23 protein-coding genes and 1 other RNA gene are annotated in these 23,575 nt (G+C 46.3%); 7 read left to right on the top strand and 17 right to left on the bottom strand.

Annotation, left to right across the window (positions count from 1 at the left end):
- Window positions 1-33: 33 nt before the first annotated feature.
- From purH to ruvB, 4 genes are read left to right on the top strand one after another with little or no spacing between them, the layout of a single operon-like run.
- Entirely contained in the window at window positions 34-1,614 is a 1,581-nt protein-coding gene (gene purH / locus ICE90_RS00205) for a bifunctional phosphoribosylaminoimidazolecarboxamide formyltransferase/IMP cyclohydrolase (protein ID WP_216190574.1), read from the top strand.
- A gap of 25 nt (window positions 1,615-1,639) precedes the next feature.
- Complete coding sequence (ruvC, locus tag ICE90_RS00210; RefSeq protein WP_215321040.1) at window positions 1,640-2,158, top strand: crossover junction endodeoxyribonuclease RuvC; 519 nt, start codon at window positions 1,640-1,642, stop codon at window positions 2,156-2,158.
- 29 nt (window positions 2,159-2,187) lie between these two features.
- A complete protein-coding gene (ruvA, locus tag ICE90_RS00215) occupies window positions 2,188-2,769 on the top strand; it encodes a Holliday junction branch migration protein RuvA (protein ID WP_215321041.1) in 582 nt (193 codons plus the stop codon).
- A 26-nt stretch (window positions 2,770-2,795) separates the two neighbouring features.
- Window positions 2,796-3,866, top strand: a complete 1,071-nt coding sequence (gene ruvB, locus ICE90_RS00220) for a Holliday junction branch migration DNA helicase RuvB (protein WP_215321042.1) — start codon at window positions 2,796-2,798, stop codon at window positions 3,864-3,866.
- Window positions 3,867-3,890: 24 nt separating this feature from the next.
- On the opposite strand, the gene ICE90_RS00225 is transcribed toward ruvB, so the two are convergent.
- Together ICE90_RS00225 and ICE90_RS00230 are read right to left on the bottom strand one after the other, a co-directional pair.
- Window positions 3,891-6,254 carry an autotransporter domain-containing protein gene (locus ICE90_RS00225; RefSeq protein WP_216190575.1) on the bottom strand — a complete coding sequence of 788 codons (2,364 nt, stop codon included), beginning with the start codon at window positions 6,252-6,254 and terminating at the stop codon, window positions 3,891-3,893.
- Entirely contained in the window at window positions 6,254-6,505 is a 252-nt protein-coding gene (locus tag ICE90_RS00230; protein WP_215321044.1) for a hypothetical protein, read from the bottom strand. Before ICE90_RS00230 ends, ICE90_RS00225 begins: the two co-directional genes overlap by 1 nt.
- Before the next feature lie 197 nt (window positions 6,506-6,702).
- On the opposite strand from ICE90_RS00230, the gene ICE90_RS00235 reads away from it, so the two are divergent.
- Window positions 6,703-6,996 (top strand): hypothetical protein, encoded by a 294-nt coding sequence (locus tag ICE90_RS00235; RefSeq protein ID WP_216190576.1) that lies wholly within the window; start codon window positions 6,703-6,705, stop codon window positions 6,994-6,996.
- On the opposite strand, the gene tyrS is transcribed toward ICE90_RS00235, so the two are convergent.
- The gene (gene tyrS / locus ICE90_RS00240; RefSeq protein WP_216190577.1) at window positions 6,993-8,225 is read right to left on the bottom strand and encodes a tyrosine--tRNA ligase; all 1,233 of its coding nucleotides are present in this window, start codon (window positions 8,223-8,225) and stop codon (window positions 6,993-6,995) included. The genes ICE90_RS00235 and tyrS overlap by 4 nt on opposite strands.
- Window positions 8,226-8,301: 76 nt before the next feature.
- Here tyrS and ICE90_RS00245 point away from each other — a divergent pair, with 76 nt between their 5' ends.
- Window positions 8,302-9,429, top strand: coding sequence for an anhydro-N-acetylmuramic acid kinase (locus tag ICE90_RS00245; RefSeq protein ID WP_216190578.1), 1,128 nt, complete (start codon window positions 8,302-8,304; stop codon window positions 9,427-9,429).
- Between the two features lie 27 nt (window positions 9,430-9,456).
- Here ICE90_RS00245 and erpA read toward each other — a convergent pair whose 3' ends face one another.
- The 4 genes from erpA to rplM all read right to left on the bottom strand — a co-directional run bounded on the left by erpA (window position 9,457) and on the right by rplM (window position 11,918).
- Window positions 9,457-9,831, bottom strand: coding sequence for an iron-sulfur cluster insertion protein ErpA (gene erpA, locus ICE90_RS00250; RefSeq protein WP_088526457.1), 375 nt, complete (start codon window positions 9,829-9,831; stop codon window positions 9,457-9,459).
- Between the two features lie 68 nt (window positions 9,832-9,899).
- The gene (argC, locus tag ICE90_RS00255) at window positions 9,900-10,958 is read right to left on the bottom strand and encodes an N-acetyl-gamma-glutamyl-phosphate reductase (protein ID WP_216191279.1); all 1,059 of its coding nucleotides are present in this window, start codon (window positions 10,956-10,958) and stop codon (window positions 9,900-9,902) included.
- A 120-nt stretch (window positions 10,959-11,078) separates the two neighbouring features.
- On the bottom strand, window positions 11,079-11,480 hold the full coding sequence (gene rpsI / locus ICE90_RS00260; RefSeq protein ID WP_072582726.1) for a 30S ribosomal protein S9: 402 nt from the start codon (window positions 11,478-11,480) through the stop codon (window positions 11,079-11,081).
- A 9-nt stretch (window positions 11,481-11,489) separates the two neighbouring features.
- Window positions 11,490-11,918 (bottom strand): 50S ribosomal protein L13, encoded by a 429-nt coding sequence (rplM, locus tag ICE90_RS00265; RefSeq protein WP_072582725.1) that lies wholly within the window; start codon window positions 11,916-11,918, stop codon window positions 11,490-11,492.
- Window positions 11,919-12,327: 409 nt separating this feature from the next.
- Between rplM and ICE90_RS00270 the strand changes: the two genes are divergently transcribed.
- Entirely contained in the window at window positions 12,328-12,750 is a 423-nt protein-coding gene (locus ICE90_RS00270) for an OsmC family protein (RefSeq protein WP_216190579.1), read from the top strand.
- Here the strand turns inward: ICE90_RS00270 and rnpB are convergent.
- From rnpB to ICE90_RS00320, 10 genes are all read right to left on the bottom strand, one after another.
- Window positions 12,751-13,057: RNase P RNA component class A (rnpB, locus tag ICE90_RS00275), an RNA gene on the bottom strand.
- A 59-nt stretch (window positions 13,058-13,116) separates the two neighbouring features.
- Window positions 13,117-14,175 (bottom strand): dihydroorotase, encoded by a 1,059-nt coding sequence (gene pyrC / locus ICE90_RS00280; RefSeq protein WP_216863812.1) that lies wholly within the window; start codon window positions 14,173-14,175, stop codon window positions 13,117-13,119.
- A complete protein-coding gene (locus ICE90_RS00285) occupies window positions 14,168-15,529 on the bottom strand; it encodes a glycerate kinase (protein ID WP_216190580.1) in 1,362 nt (453 codons plus the stop codon). Before ICE90_RS00285 ends, pyrC begins: the two co-directional genes overlap by 8 nt.
- Before the next feature lie 9 nt (window positions 15,530-15,538).
- Window positions 15,539-17,362 (bottom strand): ABC transporter ATP-binding protein/permease, encoded by a 1,824-nt coding sequence (locus ICE90_RS00290; RefSeq protein ID WP_216190581.1) that lies wholly within the window; start codon window positions 17,360-17,362, stop codon window positions 15,539-15,541.
- Window positions 17,363-17,399: 37 nt separating this feature from the next.
- Window positions 17,400-17,843 carry a dihydroneopterin triphosphate diphosphatase gene (gene nudB / locus ICE90_RS00295; RefSeq protein WP_216190582.1) on the bottom strand — a complete coding sequence of 148 codons (444 nt, stop codon included), beginning with the start codon at window positions 17,841-17,843 and terminating at the stop codon, window positions 17,400-17,402.
- 22 nt (window positions 17,844-17,865) lie between these two features.
- Window positions 17,866-19,665, bottom strand: a complete 1,800-nt coding sequence (gene aspS, locus ICE90_RS00300; RefSeq protein ID WP_215358653.1) for an aspartate--tRNA ligase — start codon at window positions 19,663-19,665, stop codon at window positions 17,866-17,868.
- A 16-nt stretch (window positions 19,666-19,681) separates the two neighbouring features.
- Window positions 19,682-20,335: a DUF502 domain-containing protein gene (locus tag ICE90_RS00305; RefSeq protein ID WP_216190583.1), complete on the bottom strand. Its 654-nt coding sequence runs from the start codon at window positions 20,333-20,335 to the stop codon at window positions 19,682-19,684.
- A gap of 52 nt (window positions 20,336-20,387) precedes the next feature.
- A complete protein-coding gene (ubiB, locus tag ICE90_RS00310) occupies window positions 20,388-21,974 on the bottom strand; it encodes a ubiquinone biosynthesis regulatory protein kinase UbiB (protein WP_216190584.1) in 1,587 nt (528 codons plus the stop codon).
- Window positions 21,975-21,977: 3 nt separating this feature from the next.
- Window positions 21,978-22,598 carry an SCP2 domain-containing protein gene (locus ICE90_RS00315; RefSeq protein ID WP_216190585.1) on the bottom strand — a complete coding sequence of 207 codons (621 nt, stop codon included), beginning with the start codon at window positions 22,596-22,598 and terminating at the stop codon, window positions 21,978-21,980.
- Window positions 22,599-22,651: 53 nt separating this feature from the next.
- Entirely contained in the window at window positions 22,652-23,560 is a 909-nt protein-coding gene (locus ICE90_RS00320) for a Tim44 domain-containing protein (protein ID WP_216190586.1), read from the bottom strand.
- Window positions 23,561-23,575: the final 15 nt, after the last annotated feature.

Below are 23,575 nucleotides of genomic sequence, written 5' to 3' on the forward strand. Positions count from 1 at the left end.
CAAAGCCATTTTTTAAATTAAGCTCCGAAAACCATGATCCATACAGCCCTACTCTCCGTCTCCGATAAAAATGGCATCGTGCCTTTTGCTAAAGCCCTCCATGAGCAAGGCATTAAGCTTATTTCTACAGGCGGCACAGCAAAACTCTTGACCGAAAACAATCTGCCTGTTGTTGAAGTTTCTTCTTTAACGAAATTTCCGGAGATGCTGGATGGTCGCGTAAAAACCCTTCACCCGATGGTCCATGGTGGCCTATTAGCTCGCAGAGATTTCCCGGAACATATGGCAGCCCTGAAAGAGCATGGCATCGACACCATTGATATGCTCGTCATCAATCTTTACCCCTTCAATGAGACTGTTGCTAAGGAAAGCTGCTCATTCGAAGATGCCGTTGAAAACATTGATATCGGTGGCCCAGCAATGCTTCGTGCAGCAGCCAAAAATCACCAAGATGTCACTGTGCTGATCTCACCAGAAGATTACGCTCCTGTCTTAGCAGAAATGAAGGCTAACAAGAATGTTGTTTCTTACAAAACCAATTTGGCTTTAGCGAAAAAAGTATTTGCACATACCGCGCAATACGATGGTGCGATTGCCAACTATCTCTCAGCATTAGGTGATGATCTTGATCACAAAGCCCGTTCTGCCTACCCAGAAACTTTGCACTTTGCCTTTGAAAAAGTACAAGAGATGCGTTACGGTGAGAATCCACACCAGTCTGCAGCATTCTACAAAGATATTTACCCAGTCGATGGCGCGCTAGCCAATTACAAGCAGTTGCAAGGGAAAGAACTTTCTTACAATAATATTGCCGATGCAGATTCTGCCTGGGAATGCGTCAAGAGCTTTACTGGCAATGCAGGTGGTGCAGCAGCTTGCGTCATCATCAAGCATGCTAACCCTTGTGGTGTAGCTGTTGGTGCTACTGCGCTTGAGGCCTATCAAAAAGCCTTCAAGACCGATCCGAGCTCCGCTTTTGGCGGCATCATTGCCTTCAACGTGCAATGCGATGGCGCTGCAGCTGAAGCGATCTCCAAGCAATTTGTGGAAGTATTAATTGCCCCTAGCTTTAGTGATGAAGCCAAAGCGATCTTTGCTGCAAAACAAAATGTACGCCTTCTAGAAATTCCATTGGGCACTGCATTTAATACCTTTGATTTCAAACGTGTTGGTGGTGGTTTGCTTGTGCAGTCTCCTGATGCTAAAAATGTTCTCGAAAGTGAAATGCGCGTTGTCAGTAAGCGTCTGCCAACCCCAAGCGAAATGCACGACATGATGTTTGCATGGCGCGTAGCCAAGTTTGTGAAATCCAATGCCATTGTGTATTGCGCTAATGGGATGACTCTTGGTATCGGCGCCGGTCAAATGAGCCGCGTAGACTCTGCGCGCATGGCTAGCATCAAGGCTGAGCATGCTGGCTTAAGTCTTAAAGGTTCTGCAGTAGCAAGCGATGCCTTCTTCCCATTCCGTGACGGCTTAGATGTGGTTGTTAATGGTGGTGCCAGCTGCGCAATTCAGCCTGGTGGCAGCATGCGTGATGATGAAATCATTGCGGCAGCAAATGAGCATGGCATTGCCATGATCTTTACTGGCACCCGTCACTTCCGTCACTAAGAAAACAAGAAGTTATAAAAAACTCATGCGCTGGATTGGAATCGACCCAGGTTTGCGGACTACCGGCTTTGGAGTCATCGATGTCGATGGCCAAAAGCTGACTTACGTAGCCTCTGGGACGATTGAGAGTGGCGACCCAGCCAATGGTTTACCTGAGCGCTTAGGCGCCCTCTATGCCGGTGTCAAAGAAGTTTTAGAGACCTATCACCCAGAATCTGCCGCGATCGAAGAGGTTTTCTTAAACGTTAATCCCCGCTCTACGCTGATGTTGGGCCAAGCTCGGGGTGCAATCATTGCCGCCCTTGTTTCTGAAAAGCTCCCTGTAGCAGAGTACAGCGCCTTAAGAGTCAAGCAGTCCATTGTTGGCAGTGGTAGAGCAGCCAAGCCTCAGGTCCAAGAAATGGTAAAGCGCCTCCTGAAACTCAATCGCGCCCCTGGTACTGACGCCTCTGATGCACTAGGTGTTGCCATTTGTGCTGCTCATCATGCACAAATACCAAAAGCAATTAGTGCTGCCTTGGCTCCCAAGAAACGTAGCAAGTAAAAATACACATCACAGGTTAAGATCTCTACATGATTGGTCGCATTCAAGGTACTCTCGTTTCGGTTCACCCTCCTCGCCTCTTGGTCGACTGCCAAGGGATTGGTTATGAGGTTGATGTGCCTATGAGCACGTTGTATCAATTGCCTCAGGCTGGTCAAAAAATCACTCTTCTAACGCACTTCCAAGTTCGCGAAGATGCGCAGCAACTTTTTGGTTTTGCAACTGAGACTGAGCGTGAAGCATTTAGACAGCTGATCAAAATTAGTGGTGTTGGCTCCCGTACGGCACTAGCCGTTCTCTCAGGCATGAGTGTTAATGAACTGGCGCAAGCTATTGCGCTTCAGGAGGCTGGACGTCTCACACAAGTGCCTGGCATCGGCAAGAAAACCGCTGAACGTCTCTGCCTAGAACTCAAAGGTAAACTAGCTCCAGACTTAGGCATTACTGGCGACAAACCTCAGGCGATTGAAACTAGCAGCGAAGTATTGCAAGCGCTCTTGGCGCTAGGTTATTCAGAAAAAGAAGCACTGTTAGCACTTAAGCAAATTCCACCCGATACCAGTATTTCAGATGGCATCCGTATGGGATTGAAGTATCTATCTAAAGCCTAATAGCCAAACGGTACTAAACTCTCAGCATGGCAATACATACAGACGACCTCAGCTCCATTCCTGAAGATTTACCAGAAGGTAATGCCCGCATTGTGAGCGGTGCAGCGGGCAATACTGAAGCCGTCTTTGAAAGAGCGCTACGCCCTAAACAACTCGATGAGTATGTTGGCCAAACTAAGGCCAGAGCGCAATTAGAGATTTTTATTAGTGCTACGAGAGCGCGCAAGGAAGCCCTGGATCACGTTCTGTTATTTGGGCCTCCTGGACTAGGTAAAACGACTCTTGCTCACATTATTGCGAGAGAGCTAGGCGTGAACTTACGTCAAACGAGTGGCCCTGTTCTAGACAGGCCGGGCGATCTTGCTGCCTTACTTACCAATTTAGAAGAAAACGATGTTCTCTTTATTGATGAGATTCATCGTCTGTCTCCAGTTGTGGAAGAAATTCTGTATCCCGCACTAGAGGATTACAGCCTAGACATCATGATTGGCGAAGGTCCTGCAGCCCGTAGCGTGAAAATTGATCTCAAACCATTTACCTTGATCGGTGCAACTACTCGCGCCGGCATGCTAACTAACCCACTGCGCGATCGCTTTGGTATTGTGGCTAGGCTCGAGTTCTACACCACCGAAGAACTCACTAAAATTATTAATCGCTCAGCTAGCTTGCTTAAGGCTGATATTGATCCAGAAGGCTCAATAGAAATTGCTAAACGTGCCCGTGGCACTCCTCGTATTGCCAACCGCCTATTACGCCGCGTTCGTGACTATGCAGAAGTAAAAGGCACTGGCACGATCACTAAAGCTATGGCAGATGCTGCACTGAAGATGCTGGATGTGGATCCAAGCGGCTTTGATGTGATGGACAGAAAACTCTTGGAAGCAATCTTGCACAAGTTTGATGGGGGCCCTGTAGGTATCGATAACTTGGCAGCTGCTATTGGCGAAGAGCGCGATACGATTGAAGATGTTCTTGAGCCCTATCTCATTCAACAAGGCTATCTACAAAGAACCTCGCGCGGCCGAGTAGCAACTCGCCAAGCCTATGAACACTTTGGGTTAACACCACCCAGCGGAAGTGCTAACCAGGATTTGTAATTCAGCAAGTCTGTTTTTTAAGCGTTAGAACTTTAATCTAAGCTCTGCACCGCCACCGTATTCATGACCATACGTATTGTATGAGGCGACTGCACCAATACGAGCAGATACGTCTTTCGTAATTCCACCTTGAATACCCAAACCGACCATATTGGATACGGGACCCATATTGGCGCCAACCTGTGCAAATGATTGAGTACTTCCACTGAAAGAAGTGGTTGCTGTAACTGTATGGGCTGAAGCACTATTGGCATACCAGTCATAACCGAACTTATAGAAACCAATTAATGACAATGGATCATTGGTTCCTTTAAGCAGTGGATAAATAAAATCTGCACCCGCAAATGTCACGGCAGTGTAAGCAGTTGCCGAGTTAATACCGTAATTAAATGTATTACCGCCCTGCTCACTAGCCCCACCCATCCAGAGTTGAGAATATGAAGCGCCCACGAATGGTGAAACGGTGAAATTTTCCGCTTGATACGCTTTAGCTAGCTTGGCAGCCGCATATACGCCATTGGACTTAAATGAGCTAGTTGCATTTCCACCAACCAAATCTCCCACATTGGGGGCGCTTCTATTGGCATTGGTGTTGCCATACATATAACCCAGCGCGCCAGAAAGTTTGACCTGCTCAGCAAAGTTACGCGCTCCATACAAACCAGTATAGAAGTTGGTGGTGTTGAAGTTTTGGGTTACTTGCTGACTCTCAGTCATCGAGGTGGTGCCAGTCCCAGCAAATACACCAAAACCCCCGTCTTTAGATCGCCTAATGTCCCCGCCAATAATGATGTCGTAGAGGCTATAACCGAAGCCAGCCAGATTGTTGTAATTATTGACAGTACCTCGCACTGCTGCAGCATCTGCCCATAAATAACGACCTTCATCATCTTGATAAACCTTGGTAGAAGGTGAGGCACTCATTGGTGCATGAATACGATCCATGACTGTATTGGTAATGTGCGCCATCTGCTCAAGGCCAATGGTCATGTTAGAGGAGTAGCCTTCAGCGTGAACATTTTGTAATTGATTGACCTGGGCTGGCGCCAATCCGCTAACCGCCGCACCAATGGTCACTCCATTTGATTGAATACTGGTATTGGCTGATTGACCAGCAAATACATAGGCTAAGTTTGTACCAGCTGCACTTCCAGCAACCACCGGAGTGGCAGCGACTGTTTTGGTTGTTTGTAAATTCCAAGTATTCCCAGATGAATTATTCAAAATCCATGAAGTAGTAACTAGACCACCAACAAAACTACCAGTTGTACTCAATAAATTACCACTTGTTAAACCATTTAGCACGGAACTGTAGTTTGAAACACCCGTAGGCAATGTGGAGCGAGTTATATCAATACCAAAATTAGTTTGTGTACCTGTAGTTAAAGAAGAAGTAATCAATCCTCCATAACTAGTTGTGCTGTTAATAATAATGTTGTAATTACTAGGTAAATTTCCAGAATAGGTCAAAGCGCTTTGAAGGTTGTTCAGCGTACTAATTGTTCCCGTTGTGCTGTTGATAATCCCATATCCACTGTTACTGGTATTACCGCTTGTTAGATTGCCCAAGTTAGTAATTGTGCCGATGCTGCCCCCATTATTTTCAATAGCGGCATAGCAGGTTCCTCCACTACAAACGCTGTGATCAATAGTTCCCGTATTGATAATGGTGCCAATTGAGTTAGCCGCCCCAAGAACGATTGCGCTAGCGAAAGTAGAGGAGCCCGTGCCATTAATACCACCCTGAATAGTTCCTGAATTTATTAAGGTATCGATTCTGGAGCTAAAGGCTGGTTGGAAGTAAATTGCATTGTTCTGCGCAGAAATAGTGCCCGAATTATTCAACGTACCAATATGGCCGTTTTGTTGTATGGCGTAAGCTCCGTTACCCCCTATGCCGACTGTAGCTGAAATGGTGCCAGAGTTATTTAGTGTGCCAATTTGATTGTTATTAGCTATGGCGCCATAGCTATTGCCGCTTGCACCAGAATTGATGGTGCCGGTATTGGTTAATGTTCCTATATTTCCACTGTTAATCAACCCACTTCGAGAACTACTAGTAATGGCTCCTTGGTTCTGAAGTGTGTTAATCACACCGTTATTTACCAAACCATTCCAGTAAATTCCGTTGCTAATCGTCCCCAAGTTAAGAAATGTATTGGTTACATTGCCTGGGGTTCCAATATTGACTGCATCAGTAGCAAAGAACGAACTCACAGTGACACCTGAGGCGATCGTTACACCAGAGACCGTATTATTAATACTCAAGTCTTCGCAACTACTAGTGATGTTGATTGGGTCTCCAGTATTGCTGCACGCGCCAAATGCCTGATTAAAAGCCAGCAATGCTGCAACCAACGAAAAAGCCTTTAGGCATTTATTTTTCATTATTCATTCTTATAAACATTAACTGTGCCACCACAAGCAGCAAAACACTGTCTATAGGATTCGTCGCAGTTCCAGTAATTTGGATTTACTGAACAGTACTGCGGATTGGGATTGCATTTCTTCACATCATCGTGGCTTTGCGCACGATTAACGCAGGCTTGATAGCTATAACTATTCTGCTGATGACAAGCATTCACATTGTTCTGCGCTTGAGCCTGTGCGCCGTTGTAACAAACATTCTTAGTGCTCATGCAATGAACAGCGCATGTTTTGCCGCCTTCAGTGGGCGGGGCAATATATTCATATCGGTATGTGGTGCAAGAGCTGATACAAAGAATTGCAAAACAAGACAGGATAAGTGACTTAAAATTCATATAGAAAATCATTATTGGAATTATTAATATTTTATATGTTCAGAGCTCTTATCACCCTATTAATATGCCTTTCTATGCCGGTCAGCGCTATAGAGAAGCCAGAGGGTGTTGTTTATTGCCATGGCAAGACCGTTATTGAATATCGCCTAGTCAATCCTGAGGTGAATGGAACCGCCTCGGATGTTGATTTAACTGTGAATGGCAAGACTATCCGGGTAATGACAGCCTATTCTTGGTTTGGCTCAAACCAAGCCACTCCAAAAGGATTTAAGTTCGCTATTCTGGGAGAAAAGCAGTTCAACCCGCTACTGGTATTTGATAGCTATCTTGAGGATGCCAAGAAACGCAAATACACTCAGTGCAATTAAGCTAGCGTCACTTTCGCAAACTTACGCTTACCTACCTGCACCACATACGTTCCAGCTTCAACCTTTAATTGCTTATCAGCAACGGTTACACCATCAATCTTTACGCCATTTTGCTCTATATTGCGCATCGCTTCAGATGTCGAAGGGGCAAGACCTGCGGCCTTCAAAAGATTAGCGATTGCCATAGGCGCACCAGAGAGACTTACTTCTGGAATATCCTCAGGCACACCACCTTTAGCACGGTGATTAAAGTCCTCTAAGGCTTTTTCTGCTGCGGCTTGCGAGTGGAAGCGTGCCACGATTTCTTGTGCGAGAAGTACTTTGCAATCCTTTGGATTGCGACCTGCAGAAACTTCTTGCTTCATCAGATCTATTTCTGCCATTGGTCGGAATGACAGCAATGTGAAGTAGCCCCACATTAAATCATCGGAAATACTGAGGAGCTTGCCAAACATATCGCCAGCAGGCTCACTAATGCCAATATAGTTACCCTTGGACTTACTCATCTTCTCTACGCCATCAAGACCAACTAGTAATGGCATCGTCAAAATACATTGAGGCTCTTGACCATACTCACGTTGGAGTTCACGGCCAACTAGAAGATTGAACTTCTGATCTGTACCACCCAACTCTAAATCACTCTTCAGCGCAACAGAGTCATAGCCCTGCATGAGTGGATATAAAAACTCATGAATTGAAATGGGTACACCGTTGCGATAACGCTTAGTAAAGTCATCACGTTCCAACATACGAGCAACAGTATGTTTAGCGGCCAACTGAATCATCCCACGCGCGCCCAAAGGATCACACCACTCACTGTTGTAACGAACTTCCGTCTTAGAAGGATCGAGCACCATACTTGCTTGACGATAGTAAGTCTCAGCATTGGCAGCGATTTCTTCTGCAGTCAACGGTGGGCGAGTTGCATTACGACCGGATGGATCACCGATCATGCTCGTAAAGTCACCGATCAAGAAAATAACGGTGTGACCTAAATCCTGCAACTGGCGCAGCTTATTTAAAACAACGGTATGACCCAGATGAATATCAGGTGCCGTAGGATCTAAACCTAATTTAATCCTGAGTGGCGTCTTAGTAGCTTGGCTACGAGCAAGTTTCTGAACCCAGTCCGCCTCAACCAATAGCTCATCGCAGCCACGTTTGGTGACTTCGAGCGCCGCAAAGACTTCGGGGGTCAAAGGATATTTTTGTTCTGGTTTAGCCGTCATGCTGATTCGGATTGCTGATTCAGTTAAATTAGTAGTTAAATTGCTAAAGCATAATTGTCGCATTCCTGAGAGCTCCATGAACAAACCCCATTCCCTCTATATCGGCCTAATGTCCGGCACCAGCCTGGATGGGATAGATGCTGTTCTAGCGAAGATAGGGGCTAATGGGGAAGCTAGTGCGCTAGACGCCATTAGCGCCCCTTTCTCAGCGGAGCTCCGTAAGACCCTATCTGAGCTTCAAAGCCCCGGCCCAAATGAGCTCCACCGAGAAAAACAAGCAGGAAATGCCCTAGCCATGGCCTATGCAGAAGCAGTTAGCCAGTTGCTCAAAAAAACAAATCTACAGCCTTCTGATATCGCTGCCATCGGCGCTCACGGTCAGACCATTCGCCACCAACCTCATCTAGGTGATTGGGCATACACACATCAAACCCTGAATCCCGCTCTCTTGGCAGAAAAAACGGGTATTGATGTCATTGCTGACTTTAGGAGTCGGGATGTAGCTGCTGGCGGTCATGGAGCACCTTTGGTTCCAGCGTTTCATGCGCAACAGTTTGTAGAAGATCAAAATTTAGCTATTCTCAATATTGGCGGCATCGCAAATCTCACATTACTTCCTAAGAATGGTGAAGTCACTGGCTTTGATTGCGGGCCAGGAAATATGTTGATGGATGTCTGGATTCAAGAGCATCAAGGCAACGCATTTGATGAGAATGGCAACTGGGCGTTACAAGGAAAAGTTCATGAAGCACTACTTACAAAAATGTTGTCTGATTCTTTCTTTACAAAAGTTCCGCCCAAGAGTACTGGTAGAGACGACTTTCATCTTGCTTGGTTACAAGAAAAATTGAATGGTGAAAATCATCTTTGTGAAGATGTACAGGCCACTTTATTGCACCTCACTGCTCACTCAGCCCTCGAAGCTTTAGCCCGTCATGCCCCGCAAACCCAGAAGCTGATTATCTGTGGAGGCGGTGCCAGAAACAGTGCCTTGATGAATTTATTCAAAGTGAAGTCGCAGCATTTCTTCAAAAAGCCATTAGAAATTACTACAAGTGAGTCGGCAGGAATTGATCCACAGCTAGTAGAGGGCCTTGCCTTTGCATGGCTTGCATGGGCCCACAAAGAAAAACGGCCAGCAAATTTGCCAGCCGTTACGGGAGCGAAGGGTCCTAGAATTCTAGGCGCTTGCTATCCTGCTTAATTAAATATTAATTAAGCTCGTTTTTATTTAAGCAGAGAAAGAAGATCCGCAGCCACAAGTAGTTTGGGCATTTGGGTTCTTAATCACAAACTGTGAGCCGTTGATGTCTTCTTTGTAATCAATCTCAGCGCCAACTAAATATTGGAAACTCATTGAGTCCACCAACAAAGTAACGCCATTCTTTTCAAAGAGTGTGTCATCTTCATTTACAGCATCATCAAATGTGAAGCCATACTGAAATCCTGAGCAACCGCCACCTTGTACGAATACGCGCAATTTCAACTCTGGATTACCTTCTTCAGCAATCAAGTCCGCCACTTTCGCAGCAGCGCTATCCGTGAACACCAATGGGGTTGGCGGCTCGGCTAAATCTTGTGCAGTTTGTGTAGCTAATTCGGTCATGATTTACTCCCAATTCAAAAGGCAATGTCTTATTTTAGGCTTTTAATGCCCAGTTTGCTGAAGGGTCATTATGGGGAAACGGCGATCTGGGTAAGACCCATGGTCTCTGGCAACCCAAACATCAAGTTCATACACTGCACGCCCTGCCCTGAAGCACCTTTCACCAAATTGTCTTCAACCACCAAAATAACTAAAGTGTCACCGCCGCCCGGACGATGGATCGCAATCCGAATACCGTTGCTACCCCGCACAGAACGCGTCTCTGGATGACTGCCTGCTGGCATGACATCGACAAATGGCTCATCCTTATAGAAGTTCTCATATAGCTTTTGGCAATCAACCTCTTTACCTGCGTCAGTCAAACGCACATACAAGGTCGAATGAATACCTCTAATCATGGGCGTTAAATGCGGCACAAAGGTCAAACCGATCTGATCATGGCCAGCAATGGCTTTTAAACCCTGCTCGATTTCCGGTAAATGGCGATGCCCCTTCACGCTATAAGCCTTGAAGTTATCACTTGCTTCGGACAATAGTGTGCCGATCTCTGCTTTCCGGCCAGCGCCAGAAGTACCCGACTTTGAATCAGAAATAATATGCGAGCCATCAATCAGGTGCTTGCCGCCAGTCGATTTAGGTGACAGCAAAGGCGCTAGACCTAGCTGCACCGATGTTGGATAGCAACCTGCCAAACCAACTACGCGAGCTTTCTTAATGGCCTCACGATTAATTTCCGCCAAACCATAAACCGCTTCAGCCAAAATTTCTGGGCAGGTGTGCTCCATGCCATACCACTTTGCAAATTCTTTGACATCCTTCAAACGAAAGTCTGCAGCAAGGTCCAAAATCTTCACATTGTTAGCGAGTAATTCTTTTGCTTGTGCCATCGCAACACCATGTGGAGTTGCAAAGAACACCACATCACATTCATTCAGCTTGGCTTCATCAGGTGTTGTAAATTTCAGAGCAACACGGCCACGCAAAGATGGAAACATCTCAGCCACTGGCATGCCAGCTTCTGTGCGAGAAGTAATTGCAGTGAGCTCTACCTCAGGATGCTGCGCCAATAAACGCAACAATTCCACTCCGGTATATCCAGTGCCGCCTACGATGCCAACTTTAATCATGCCATTCTCCAAAATACCGATCATGAGAAGTTTCTTTTAAAACTTCTGAATACCTCAATTGTAGAAACAAAAAGGGCCGCTTGCGCGACCCTTTCGATAAAACTTGAGCGACTGAAAGAATTAGCGCTTGCTGAACTGCTTACGACGACGCGCGCCATGCAGACCAACTTTTTTACGCTCAACTTCACGAGCATCGCGAGTCACCAAGCCTGCTTTAGACAGGGCTGGCTTCAAGGCGTTGTCGTAGTCGATCAATGCACGAGTAACACCGTGACGAACTGCACCAGCTTGGCCAGTTTCACCGCCACCAGAAACGTTTACTTTGATATCAAAGGTCGTTAAGTGGGCTGTGAGAGCCAAAGGCTGACGAGCGATCATGCGTGATGTTTCACGAGCAAAATAGGCATCGATAGGCTTACCATTAACAATGATTTCGCCTTTGCCAGATTTAATGAATACACGCGCCACAGAACTCTTGCGACGACCAGTACCGTAATTCCAATTTCCGTAATTAATAGCCATTTGGGTTCCTTAAATCTCTAACGCTTTAGGCTGTTGAGCCGTATGCGGATGATTAGCGTCGCCATAAACTTTCAATTTCTTGATCATGGCATAGCCTAGTGGGCCTTTTGGCAACATACCCTTCACAGCCTTCTCCAAAGCGCGACCTGGGAAACGGTCTTGCATCTTGTCGAAGTTAGTCGAGCTAATACCACCTGGGTATCCGCTGTGACGGTAATAAATTTTGTTCAAGCCTTTTGTGCCTGTGACACGGAGCTTAGATGAATTGATGACAACGATAAAATCGCCAGTATCAACGTGTGGGGTGTATTCAGGCTTGTGCTTGCCGCGTAGACGGAGTGCCACTTCACTGGCGACACGACCGAGGACTTTGTCCGTAGCGTCAATCACGAACCATTCATGCACTACCTCATGGGATTTTGCAGAAAAAGTTTTCATGATTTCTCAAATTGTTATGGTCAAAAAAATTACCCCAACCAAACTACGTCCACCTTGGCCCTGCTTATATTTGCAAGCTCGCAGATTCTGCAATTCAACTGGTACAACAAATTACCGCTGACCGGCTCGGTAATTCAGTAAAGCCTTGAATTGTAACCTAAAAAAAACCCAGGAACGAGTCCTGGGTTGGAATCCACCTATGTTTGGGTGGAGGAGACACTGGGAGGTAAGTGACAGTCTTATACAAGACTGACTACCAATATGGTTATTGTATCCATATGCATGGTGCGATGCAAGAATATTGACCAAAATCAATATTTTTATGTTGCTGTGCAGCAACTTGATTTCCCATAAAATAGGTAAACTATTGATAATATTGATTAATTTAGTAAGTTAGGGGTCACTAATAATGGAATGTCGAGTAAGTTGGTTGGGTAATAGCGGTATGGCTTTTTCTGCAGAAACTGGCAGTGGCCACCTGGTAAACATGGATGGTGCCCCTGAAGCTGGTGGTAAAAACCTCGCCCCAAGGCCAATGGAGCTACTTTTGGCCGGCGCGGGCGGCTGCTCTGCATTTGATGTGGTTTTAATTCTACAAAGGGCCCGTCAGGCGATTAGTGGCTGTGAAGTGGCCCTCCAGGCTGAGCGAGCAACAGAAGACCCTAAAGTCTTCACCAAGATCAATTTGCACTTTACGGTCAAAGGAAAAGATTTGGATCAGGCAAAGGTAGATCGCGCAGTAAAGCTCTCACATGAAAAATATTGCTCAGCTACGACTATGTTGGCTAAAACTGCAGAACTGACTTACAGCGTCGAAATCATTGCGGAATAAGTGCAGAGTCAATCGATAAGCCGGATTCTGTCGCCTAGATTTGCATCTAGGGGCAATCATTCCTCTAGGCCGGCAGTTACCTGACGGCTCAAGCTCCCTACCCGCAGACTCAGCGGGACGCCTCATCGCCTGCTTACTTGGGATTGCTCCAGGTGGAGGTTACCGCGTTTCACCGTAACTAAATACGCTCGTCTCTGTGGCCCTATTCCTCACGTCGCCGTGGATGGCCGTTAGCCATCACCCTTCCCTATGGAGTCCGGACTTTCCTCCCCCTCAATAAAGAGGCGGCGATTGCCCAATTGACTCTGCGCCTGCAGTCTAACGCAGTCGGGCCAATTTGGCTAAGAAAGTAATGATTTGTGTTTTTTAAACGAGTGACCAGGCGATGGTTTCGCCAGCACGGAGCGGAACGATAGTGGTATCACCCAATGGCAATTCAACAGGGATACTTTGCGCCTGCTTTACCAGAGTAATTTTTTTGCTGTTACGTGGCAGAGAATAAAAATCAGGGCCAAAGAAACTAGCAAAGCCTTCTAACTTATCCAGTTTGCCAACACCCTCAAATGCTTCGGCATATAAACCCAAAGCATTAAAGGCACTATAGCAACCCGCACAGCCACAAGCCGCCTCTTTGGCACCCTTAGCATGAGGCGCACTATCGGTACCTAAGAAGAAACGCGCATTTCCACTCGTTGCAGCTTCCAATAAAGCAATGCGATGTTCTTCACGCTTGAGCACAGGCAAACAATAATTATGTGGACGAATGCCGCCTGCAAAAATAGCATTGCGATTCATGAGCAGGTGCTGCGGTGTAATCGTGGCTGCAATCGTATTCTTTCCACCGGTTGCAGCATCATGCACATAGTGAGCGGCCTGCTTGGTGGTGATATGTTCAAAGACGATTTTGAGCTCAGGAAATTTTTTACGCAAAGGCTCTAGCACCGTATCAATAAAGACCGCCTCACGATCAAAGATGTCAATTTCAGAGCTGGTTACTTCACCATGCACTAAGAGTGGCATACCTACAGCCTGCATCGCTTCTAATGCCCCATGGCAATGTTTAAGATCACTGACACCAGCATCACTATTCGTCGTTGCACCTGCGGGGTATAGCTTAAATGCTGCGATGCCTGCAGTTTTAGCCTTACGAACTTCATCTGCAGAAGTATTGTCAGTGAGATATAAAGTCATTAAAGGCGTGAAGTCACTGACACCCAGAGACCTTAAATTCGATTCAATGCGAGATTGATAAGCCTTAGCCAAATCCACAGTAGTCACTGGTGGCTTGAGATTAGGCATGATGATAGCGCGCGCAAATTGACGCGCAGTATCTGCCAACACATCCTTCATCACTTCACCATCACGAATGTGCAAATGCCAATCATCCGGCTGAATCAGTTGAATTTGTGTAGGACTATTAGACATAATATTTATCGAGCAAGATGATGCGGAAATCATTCACATTGGTAAGTGTAGGGCCAGTTTCCACTAAAGCGCCTAATTCTGCAAAGAAGCCATAGCAATCATGCGCTGATAAGAATTTCTCTGGAACCAGACCTGCCGTATGGCTAGATTGACGAACAGTGCCATCAAACCAAGCTCCAGCATTCTTTTCGCTACCATCAATTCCATCGGTATCAGCAGCCAAAGCAGCCATTCTTGGCAAATCAGAGCTAGCAGCCAAAAGTGAGAGCAGGTATTCACTGCAACGACCACCACGGCCTTTAACGCCTGCTGGAATAGTAACGGTACATTCACCACCTGAAATGAAGGCAAGCGGCTTAGTATTTCCCTTGGCCATGTATTCACGAGCTAACGCAGCCTGCTCCACACCCACTTCTTGCGCCTCACCAGTAATAGTGTCCCCTAAAACAATAGGCTCATAACCCTGCGTGCGGACATACTCAGCGGCAGCCTCCAAACTTTTATAGGCAGTTGCAATCACATGATTGGCCACTTGAGCGGAGATAAAATCAGAATCTTTCAGAGTCTCTGGCTTTTCACCAGCCAAACCTTGTTTGAGATGATTCAATACTGATGCGGGAATAACCGAATCATCCAAATCATATTTTTGCAAAATATTGAGCGCATCTAAATACGTTGAGTAGTCTGCGGCACATGGACCGCTAGCAATATCGGCTGGTGAGTCGCCTGTGACATCAGAAATTAATAAAGCCTCGACTCGTGCGCCACGGGCGATAGCTACTCTAGCTAAATTGCCACCCAAGATTGCAGATAAATGTTTACGCACCACGTTCATCTCTTCGATAGGTGCGCCGCTACGCAAAAGCGCTTCCGTGGTCTTGCGCATGTCATCAATCGAGATACCCTCTTGCGGCAGGGTAAGAAGGCTTGATCCACCACCAGAGACTAAGGCGATCAATACGTCGTCTTTTTCCAATTGATTGGTTAAGGCAAAAATTTCTTTAGCTCCATCCATACCAGCCTGATCGGGCACTGGATGGCCAGCTTCTACGATCTTGATGAAGGAAGTTGGTGAGCTGTGACCATAACGCGTCAGCACAACGCCCTCTAATTTCACCTGTGGCCAATGAGATTTGGCATAAGCTTCCAATGCACTAGCCATCGAAGCACTAGCTTTACCTGCACCCACTACCAAACATTTACCCTTAGGCTCCTGCCCGACCGGAAATATCTTTGCTAAGTACTGGGGAACAATGACCTGTGGATCAGCCGCTGCAACTGCAGCAGCAAAAGCATTTTTAAGAATTGCTTCTTTACTTGCTGCCATAGAGGGAGAAGAACTGTTTTGAGTCATCCAGCTATTCTAATCAACAGTGGCACGCTCTTGCATCTGCCACATCTCCGCGTATCTTCCTTGAGCTGCAAGCAACGCTTCGTGAGTTCCTCTCTCCACAATCTGACCCCGGTCCATCACTAAAATTTGATCGGCATGAATAATGGTTGAAAGACGATGGGCAATAATGAGGGTCGTCCGGTTCTTGGCCAAACTGAGCAGCTCCTCCTGAAATGCGCGTTCTGTTTTGGAATCTAAAGCTGAAGTCGCTTCATCAAAAATCAACATGGCTGGTTTCTTGAGGAGCGTTCTCGCAATCGCCACGCGCTGTTTCTCACCTCCAGATAGCTTTAAGCCTCTCTCGCCGACCTGAGTGTCATAGCCGTCTGGCAAGCGCTTAATAAAGCCATCAATTTGAGCAGCCCTAGCCGCCTCTTGGACCTCTTCAATCGTCGCCGAAGGATCGCCATAGGCAATGTTGTAACCAATCGTGTCATTAAATAAAACGGTGTCTTGCGGAACGATGCCGATTGCTTTACGCAAGCTAGCCTGCGTCACATCTTGAATATTCTGTCCAGCGATCAGAATTTCTCCTGACTGCACATCATAAAAACGGAATAACAATCTGGCGAGAGTACTTTTACCTGCGCCACTTTGACCTACTACTGCAGTAATGGTTCCAGCAGGAATGTTGAAACTGACATCACGCAGAATTTCACGCTTCGCATCATAGTGAAACGAGACATGCTCAAACCTAACATCTGGGCCATGTCCCTGGTCGTGAACTTGCAGTGGCCTTGCATCTGGAGAATCAGCAATCTCTTTATCGGTATTCAGCAAAGAAAACATCCGATCCATATCAGTCAATGACTGCTTAATTTCTCGATATATCACCCCCAAGAAATTGAGTGGGATATAGAGTTGAATCATCAAGGTATTTACCAGCACCAGATCACCCAAAGTCATCGTGCCATTGACAACACCGACAGTAGCACGCCACAGAATTAACATTAAGCCCGTGGCAATGATGATCTGCTGGCCAAGATTTAATACGGCCAAGGTCTTTTGTGACTTCACTGCTGCAGATTGATAGCGCAGCAAGTTTTCATCGTAACGCCTGGCCTCAAAGGCCTCGTTACCAAAATACTTCACTGTTTCAAAATTCAAGAGCGAATCAATGGCCTTTTGATTGGCTTTTGAATCCATATCATTCATGGTGCGGCGGTAATGGGTACGCCACTCAGTAACTACAACCGTAAAGACAATATAGAGAACTAAGGCTATGAATGTAATTGCGGCAAACCAAATATCGTATGAATAGGCAAGGTAGCCCAGCACCAAACAAAACTCAATTACTGTTGGCAGGATGCTGTAGAGCGAGTAAGAAATCAGTGACTGAATACCACGGGTACCACGCTCGATATCTCGACTCACACCACCCGTCTGACGAGCTAGATGAAAGCTCAGCGCTAGTGAGTGCAAATGCTCAAATACCTGAAGAGCCACTTTGCGGACGGCATTCTGGGTAACCTTGGCAAATAAAGCTTCACGCAACTCTGTAAACAAGGATGCGGAAATTCTTAATAAGCCATAAGCCAGAATAATTCCCAAGGGAACAACCAAAAGGGCTTGAGGAGAGCTTGCTATGATATCCAAAGAGTCAATTAACTCTTTCATCACAATCGGAATGCCCAGATTAACTACCTTAGCTGCAATCAGGCAGCTAAGGGCAATGATTACCCGAAAGCGGTACTCCAAAAGATAAGGAAGAAGATCACGAATGACGCGCCAATCACCGCGCCCTGGTGTTTTTGAATCTGCGCTACCGTGATGATGTCCTGATGAATGTCTCATCGCTCTATCTTATTCCTAATTCACTATTTGACTTGCCTTAGTTCGCAGCGAACAATTTCAGAATAGCCTCGCCATTGCTGCGAGAAAAACATTTCTTAGCAGCCTCTTCATAAGGTAGCCACTCATATGCAACATGCTCTCTAGGAGCCAGTGTAATTGGGGTGTTATCTGGAACTTCTAACGCAAACCAATGCTCGATATTTCGGGTAACCCCTGGGGCATAACGAAAGCGCCACTCAGGATAGATTTCATACTCGATTTGATGATACATGTTTTGTAATGCGCCTTTGGGTAGGTAATCTACTGCAATCCCAGTCTCTTCAAAAACTTCTCGGGCGGCCGCAAAAGCCAGGTCTTCATCGAGAGCATCAAGACTACCGGTGACAGACTGCCAAAAGTCAGAGCGATCAGCGCGCTCCATTAATAAAACATCCCTATTCGATTTGTAGATAACGACTAAAACCGAGATAGGGATTTTCAAAGTGGGAACTAATTAAATTACTTTAAGCGGCAGGGGTCGCTTGACGCAAACGAATATGCAACTCACGCAGCTGACGCTCGTCTACTGGGCTTGGAGCTTGAGTTAACAAGCACTGCGCACGTTGTGTTTTAGGGAAAGCAATCACATCACGAATGGATTCTGCACCAGTCATCATGGTTACGATGCGATCCAGACCGAACGCGATACCGCCGTGAGGAGGGGCGCCATACTGAAGTGCATCTAACAAGAAACCAAACTTCGCTTGCGCTTCTTCTGCATCAATTTTCAATGCACGGAATACCTGGCTTTGAACTGCTTCTTGGTGAATACGGACTGAGCCGCCACCAATTTCACTACCGTTCAACACCATGTCATACGCTTTAGCTAAACACTTACCTGGATCAGACTCCAAATACTTCATGTGCTCATCTTTAGGGCTAGTAAACGGATGATGACAAGCAACCCAACGGGCTTCGCCTTCATCGTAGTCAAACATTGGGAAATCTACTACCCACAATGGCTTCCAACCCTCTGTAAAGAGGCCATGGGCCTTACCCCAAGCGGACTGGCCAATACGCAAACGTAAATTACCAATTGCATCGTTTACTACTTTTTCTTTATCGGCACCAAAGAAAATAATGTCGCCATCTTTTGCACCAGTGCGCTTCAAAATGCCTTCAATCGCTGCATCATGCAAATTCTTCACGATTGGTGACTGCAAGCCATTACGGCCCTCAGCAACAGAATTGACCTTGATCCAAGCCAAGCCTTTAGCGCCATAAATACTGACGAACTGAGTGTAGTCATCGATTTCGCTACGGCTAATTTCAGCGCCGCCAGGAACGCACAAGCCCACAACACGGCCACCAACCTGATTCGCTGCACCTGAGAACACCTTGAAATCAACATCTTTCATTAAATCGGTCAATTCGGTGAATTCGAAGTTCACACGCAAATCTGGCTTATCAGAGCCAAAACGCGCCATACCTTCAGAATAAGGCATGGTTGGGAATGGATTAGGAAGCTCCACATTCATGGTCTTCTTGAAAATATGACGAATCATGTTTTCAAACAAATCACGAATTTCCAACTCACTTAAAAAAGCAGTTTCACAGTCGATCTGAGTAAATTCAGGTTGACGATCTGCGCGCAAATCTTCGTCACGGAAACACTTGGTAATTTGATAGTAGCGATCAAAGCCAGCGACCATTAACAACTGCTTGAATAACTGTGGAGACTGTGGCAGCGCAAAGAACTGGCCATCATGCACACGGGAAGGCACCAAGTAATCACGCGCGCCTTCTGGGGTGCTCTTAGTCAACATCGGTGTTTCGATATCGATAAAGCCAGCATCATCTAAATAACGACGACACTCCATCGCCACGTTGTAACGCAAACGTAAATTCTTTTGCATTTGTGGGCGACGCAAATCTAATACGCGATGAGTCAATCGAGTAGTCTCTGACAAATTCTCATCATCAATTTGGAATGGTGGAGTTACAGAAGCATTCAGAATCACCAAGCTATGGCAGAGGATCTCTACTTTTCCGCTAACCAAATCCGTGTTCTCAGTGCCGGCAGGACGTGCACGTACAAGACCTTTAATCTGGATACAGAACTCGCTACGAACTTGCTCAGCAAGAGCAAACATTTCTGGGCGATCAGGATCGCAAACAACCTGTACAAAACCTTCGCGGTCACGTAAGTCAATAAAGATTACGCCTCCGTGGTCACGACGGCGATTAACCCATCCAGCAAGAGTAACTTCTTGACCAATCAGTGAATCGGTTACCTGGCCGCAGGTATGGCTTCGCATTGACATAACAATTTCCTATAAATCAAAAATGGTGTGGCAACTGGGATGCAGTTAAACCACTAGAACTATTGGGGGGAACAGAGCCCATTGAAACAATATGTTTCAGAGCCTCTTCAACACTCATCTCTAATTCAATAGTTTGTGCACGTGGCACGATCATGAAAAAACCAGAGGTTGGATTTGGGGTTGTAGGCAAAAATACGTTGACGTAGTCTTCACCTAATTTGGCAGTCACTTCTTTTGCTGGGATACCAGTTTGAAAAGCAATCACCCAAGAATCAGCATGGGGATAGCGAATCAGCAAGGCTTTGCTAAAGGCTTGTCCACTTCCAGAAAATAAAGTCGATGAGACTTGCTGAACGCTGGAATAAATGGAACGAACAATCGGTATGCGATTAACAAATTTATCCCAGACCTTTAACCACCACTGGCCTGCAAAATTAATCGCAGTCAATCCAGTGAGCAGGATGACCACAATCACAATCAATATGCCAACGCCTGGGAGATCGCGGAAATGCTGTAAATCTCTCGCAGCATCTTCAGGGAGAACCACAATAATGGCGTGCATTACAGAACCAAAAACACCGTCGAGCAGACCCAAGCCCCAAGCAATCACCCAAATGGTGATCGACAATGGTGCCCAAACGAGGATGCCAGCAATAAAGTATTTTTTCATGTGTTCTGCCTAACCCGATATTTTAGCGGGTTAGCAGCCAATCAGCGAGAGACTAATAAATGCCTAGGCTGATGATCAAAATTCCAGCCAAAAACCCACCGGCAAAGAGTAAAGCGCCCGCCAACAGGCGATGTGTACGTCTTTCTTGTAATAAAAGAGCCTTTAAGACCTCTAATTCCCCATTTTGGTCTTTGATGGGGGAACGGACCTGGGCTAGGCTATCGGCAATCAAACGGGGCAATGTCGGCAGAATTTTGGCCCAAGTAGGGGCCTCTTCCTTGATGCCATCAATAAGACCACGCCACCCTAACTGCTTGCTTACCCATTTTTCCAGAATCGGTTTGGCTGTTTTCCAAAGGTCCAGATCAGGATCCAATTGACGGGCCAGCCCCTCGACATTCAAGAGGGTTTTTTGTAGCAAAGTGAGTTGCGGCTGAATTTCCACCTTAAAGCGACGCGATGTTTGGAACAGGCGCATCAGCACGATGCCCAAGGAAATTTCTTTTAGAGGGCGATCGAAATACGGTTCACAAACTGAACGCACCGCACCCTCTAATTCTTCAACGCGGGTATTCGCTGGAACCCAACCCGATTCAATATGTAACTCAGCAACACGACGGTAATCGCGATTAAAGAACGCCAGAAAATTCAAGGCTAAATAATTTTTATCGGATTCACTTAACGCGCCAACGATTCCAAAATCCAGAGAAATGAAACGGCCAAAAGTTTCTGGCTCTAAGCTAATCATGATGTTTCCGGGATGCATATCCGCATGGAAGAAACCATATTCAAATACTTGGGTAAAGAATATTTCTACACCATCCGAAGCTAATTTCTTAAAATCAACACCCGCCTCTCTGAGCGCTACAGTTTTACCAATCGAGATGCCATACATTCTTTCCATGACAATCACATTGGTATGGCATAAATCCCAATACATCTCCGGAATCATTAACTTATTCGAATCCGCAAATTGCCTACGTAGCTGACTCGCATTAGCGGCTTCGCGCATGAGATCAAGCTCATCATGCAAATAAGTATCGAACTCCGAAACGTTCTCACGCGGCTTTAAACGGCGGCCATCTTCGGAGCTTTTTTCAATCACTTTGGCTAAGTCGTACATCAAGGCCAAATCACCCTCAATCACTGGCAGAATGCCGGGGCGCAAGACCTTAATGGCTACTGAACGACCCCCCCATTCAGGATGCTTATCTGTACCACGCAAGACTCCGAAGTGCACCTGCGCAACTGAAGCACTGGCAACAGGTGTTGCATCAAAGCTAATAAACACTTCCTCAATTGGCTGACCTAGATCGGCTTCAATCAAACGACGCGATTCTTCGTTTGAGAATGGTGGAACTTGATCTTGTAATTTAGCCAATTCATTAGCAATATCTTCTGGCAATAAATCGCGACGCGTAGACAGTACCTGACCGAACTTCACAAAGATAGGGCCTAGTGCCTCGAGCGTTAATCGAATACGCTCGCCTCTAGGCAAATGACTGCCCGGAGAGATCCAGCAAAGCATCGTCAAGAATCCGCGACGAATGCCCGGCTTTAGAAGATCACGCAGAAGTGGCAATAAACCATAACGCCATGCGGTAAAGAAAATGAAAAAGAGACGAGCAATTCGACGCACGATTTATTTAGCCTTTTGCTCTAGAAGTTGAATACGTTTTTCCATACGATCTACAGACTCACGTAAATCACTTAATTCGGATTTACGAACCATAAAGTCTCGTTTATTTAAAAGCACTTTCTTTTCTTCGCTGACATACTCCACTACATTGTCCAGTAAATCACTTACGGCAGAACGGGTAGCAGATACAAACTTCTTACCCTGCCTCACAGCAAAGTTTGCAGGTGCATCTCCCACTAGGCGAGCTAAATCTTCCTCGTATTCCCAGCGCAACTGCCCCGCGAGACGACCCAACAATTGGGCTAAGTCTGCATCACCTGTAATTTTGACTGCTTTAAAAGCTTGCTCTCGCAAAGAGCCGGCGCTGCCAGCCAAGTCGCTCAAGGCCTTGGCAGAAACATCCAAGGTGAGTGAAGGCGCCTCAATCTCTTTCAAGCTAGCCAATAAACCATCTGGGTTGATCTCAAAACACAGATTACCAAGAGGTAACTGCAGCAAAATGGTTTTGTTGGCATGACGGGCCAATTCTGTAGACGCCCAAGGCTCGCTACCCAACACGTGATTAATCCCCCGGCAGGCTGCGCCAGAAGCAATCGTATGGGTAGTCGAAAAATGTCTGTTCATGAGTGTAAAAAACCCGCACTAGTGCGGGTTTTCCGACGGAAAGTACCTAAAGCTTAAACCAACTGGGAAATACCCGCCAGTACCCAGCCACCAGGACCTTCCACAGGCTTGCTCAAATTCCAGATTTCGGAGAATTCACTCGCTGGAGCACCCTGCTGCTCACGAATCATGCCGCTGAACTGAACGCTACAGAAATAATGGGCATCTGCCGTCTCAACCCCTAATAGCTGAGCATTAATGGTCACGACATCTGTTTGATTACTGCCATCAGTTCTACCAGCTAAATCTTGCTGAATCGTGGCAAACATATCAGGAGTTGTAAATTCACGTAAGGATGCAAGATCACCTTGGTCCCAAGCTTTTTGCAAAGTTACAAAATATTGTTTTGCATTTTCCAAAAATGTTTGCTGATCGAAACCCGGGGGCAAGGTTGACTGAAATACCTCAGGTTCTGCACTCACCCCGCCAAATGCGTTTGCAGCAGGAGTAAATGGAGGCTCTTGTCTTGGCATCTCAACGCTATTGCGCTGCATACCTTGAGATGGAGCATTAGAGTTTTGACCAGCACCAGACATCGCTGGCAATAATCTACGAATCACGAACATAATGACAAAGCCAGCCAACATTGCGATCAGCAATCCAGTAACCAATGAAGAGGCTGCTTCACCTAAACCAAAATGCGATAAGAGGTAACCAATTCCCAGACCCGCAGCTAAGCCACCCAAAATACCACCCATGCCACCAAAACGACTAGGCGCAGGTGCTTGAGGGGCTGGGGTTGGAGCAGTCGGCTGCGCTTGCTGAACTGGCTTTTGCACAGGAGTAGCCTGACGTTGCATTGGTGCACTTGGCGCGCGTCCAAAACTTCTTCCTCCACCTAAGCGAGCAGCATCAACTTGACCAACCATTGCAATGATCAAAGTAAAACTCAAGAGAACTACTTTAAAAAAATGTTTATTCATTTTTATATTTACCCC

Origin of the sequence: Polynucleobacter sp. AP-RePozz3-80-G7 (genome assembly GCF_018882145.1) — a bacterium.
Lineage (GTDB): Bacteria > Pseudomonadota > Gammaproteobacteria > Burkholderiales > Burkholderiaceae > Polynucleobacter.

Excerpts from the sequence above, each read along its gene's own strand:
- purH (WP_216190574.1), top strand. The coding sequence starts at position 34 with ATGATCCATACAGCCCTACTCTCCGTCTCCGATAAAAATGGCATCGTG.
- ruvC (WP_215321040.1), top strand. The coding sequence starts at position 1,640 with ATGCGCTGGATTGGAATCGACCCAGGTTTGCGGACTACCGGCTTTGGA.
- ruvA (WP_215321041.1), top strand. The coding sequence starts at position 2,188 with ATGATTGGTCGCATTCAAGGTACTCTCGTTTCGGTTCACCCTCCTCGC.
- ruvB (WP_215321042.1), top strand. The coding sequence starts at position 2,796 with ATGGCAATACATACAGACGACCTCAGCTCCATTCCTGAAGATTTACCA.
- ICE90_RS00225 (WP_216190575.1), bottom strand. The coding sequence starts at position 6,254 with ATGAAAAATAAATGCCTAAAGGCTTTTTCGTTGGTTGCAGCATTGCTG.
- ICE90_RS00230 (WP_215321044.1), bottom strand. The coding sequence starts at position 6,505 with ATGAGCACTAAGAATGTTTGTTACAACGGCGCACAGGCTCAAGCGCAG.
- ICE90_RS00235 (WP_216190576.1), top strand. The coding sequence starts at position 6,703 with ATGCCGGTCAGCGCTATAGAGAAGCCAGAGGGTGTTGTTTATTGCCAT.
- tyrS (WP_216190577.1), bottom strand. The coding sequence starts at position 8,225 with ATGACGGCTAAACCAGAACAAAAATATCCTTTGACCCCCGAAGTCTTT.
- ICE90_RS00245 (WP_216190578.1), top strand. The coding sequence starts at position 8,302 with ATGAACAAACCCCATTCCCTCTATATCGGCCTAATGTCCGGCACCAGC.
- erpA (WP_088526457.1), bottom strand. The coding sequence starts at position 9,831 with ATGACCGAATTAGCTACACAAACTGCACAAGATTTAGCCGAGCCGCCA.
- argC (WP_216191279.1), bottom strand. The coding sequence starts at position 10,958 with ATGATTAAAGTTGGCATCGTAGGCGGCACTGGATATACCGGAGTGGAA.
- rpsI (WP_072582726.1), bottom strand. The coding sequence starts at position 11,480 with ATGGCTATTAATTACGGAAATTGGAATTACGGTACTGGTCGTCGCAAG.
- rplM (WP_072582725.1), bottom strand. The coding sequence starts at position 11,918 with ATGAAAACTTTTTCTGCAAAATCCCATGAGGTAGTGCATGAATGGTTC.
- ICE90_RS00270 (WP_216190579.1), top strand. The coding sequence starts at position 12,328 with ATGGAATGTCGAGTAAGTTGGTTGGGTAATAGCGGTATGGCTTTTTCT.
- pyrC (WP_216863812.1), bottom strand. The coding sequence starts at position 14,175 with ATGTCTAATAGTCCTACACAAATTCAACTGATTCAGCCGGATGATTGG.
- ICE90_RS00285 (WP_216190580.1), bottom strand. The coding sequence starts at position 15,529 with ATGACTCAAAACAGTTCTTCTCCCTCTATGGCAGCAAGTAAAGAAGCA.
- ICE90_RS00290 (WP_216190581.1), bottom strand. The coding sequence starts at position 17,362 with ATGAGACATTCATCAGGACATCATCACGGTAGCGCAGATTCAAAAACA.
- aspS (WP_215358653.1), bottom strand. The coding sequence starts at position 19,665 with ATGTCAATGCGAAGCCATACCTGCGGCCAGGTAACCGATTCACTGATT.
- ICE90_RS00305 (WP_216190583.1), bottom strand. The coding sequence starts at position 20,335 with ATGAAAAAATACTTTATTGCTGGCATCCTCGTTTGGGCACCATTGTCG.
- ICE90_RS00315 (WP_216190585.1), bottom strand. The coding sequence starts at position 22,598 with ATGAACAGACATTTTTCGACTACCCATACGATTGCTTCTGGCGCAGCC.
- ICE90_RS00320 (WP_216190586.1), bottom strand. The coding sequence starts at position 23,560 with ATGAATAAACATTTTTTTAAAGTAGTTCTCTTGAGTTTTACTTTGATC.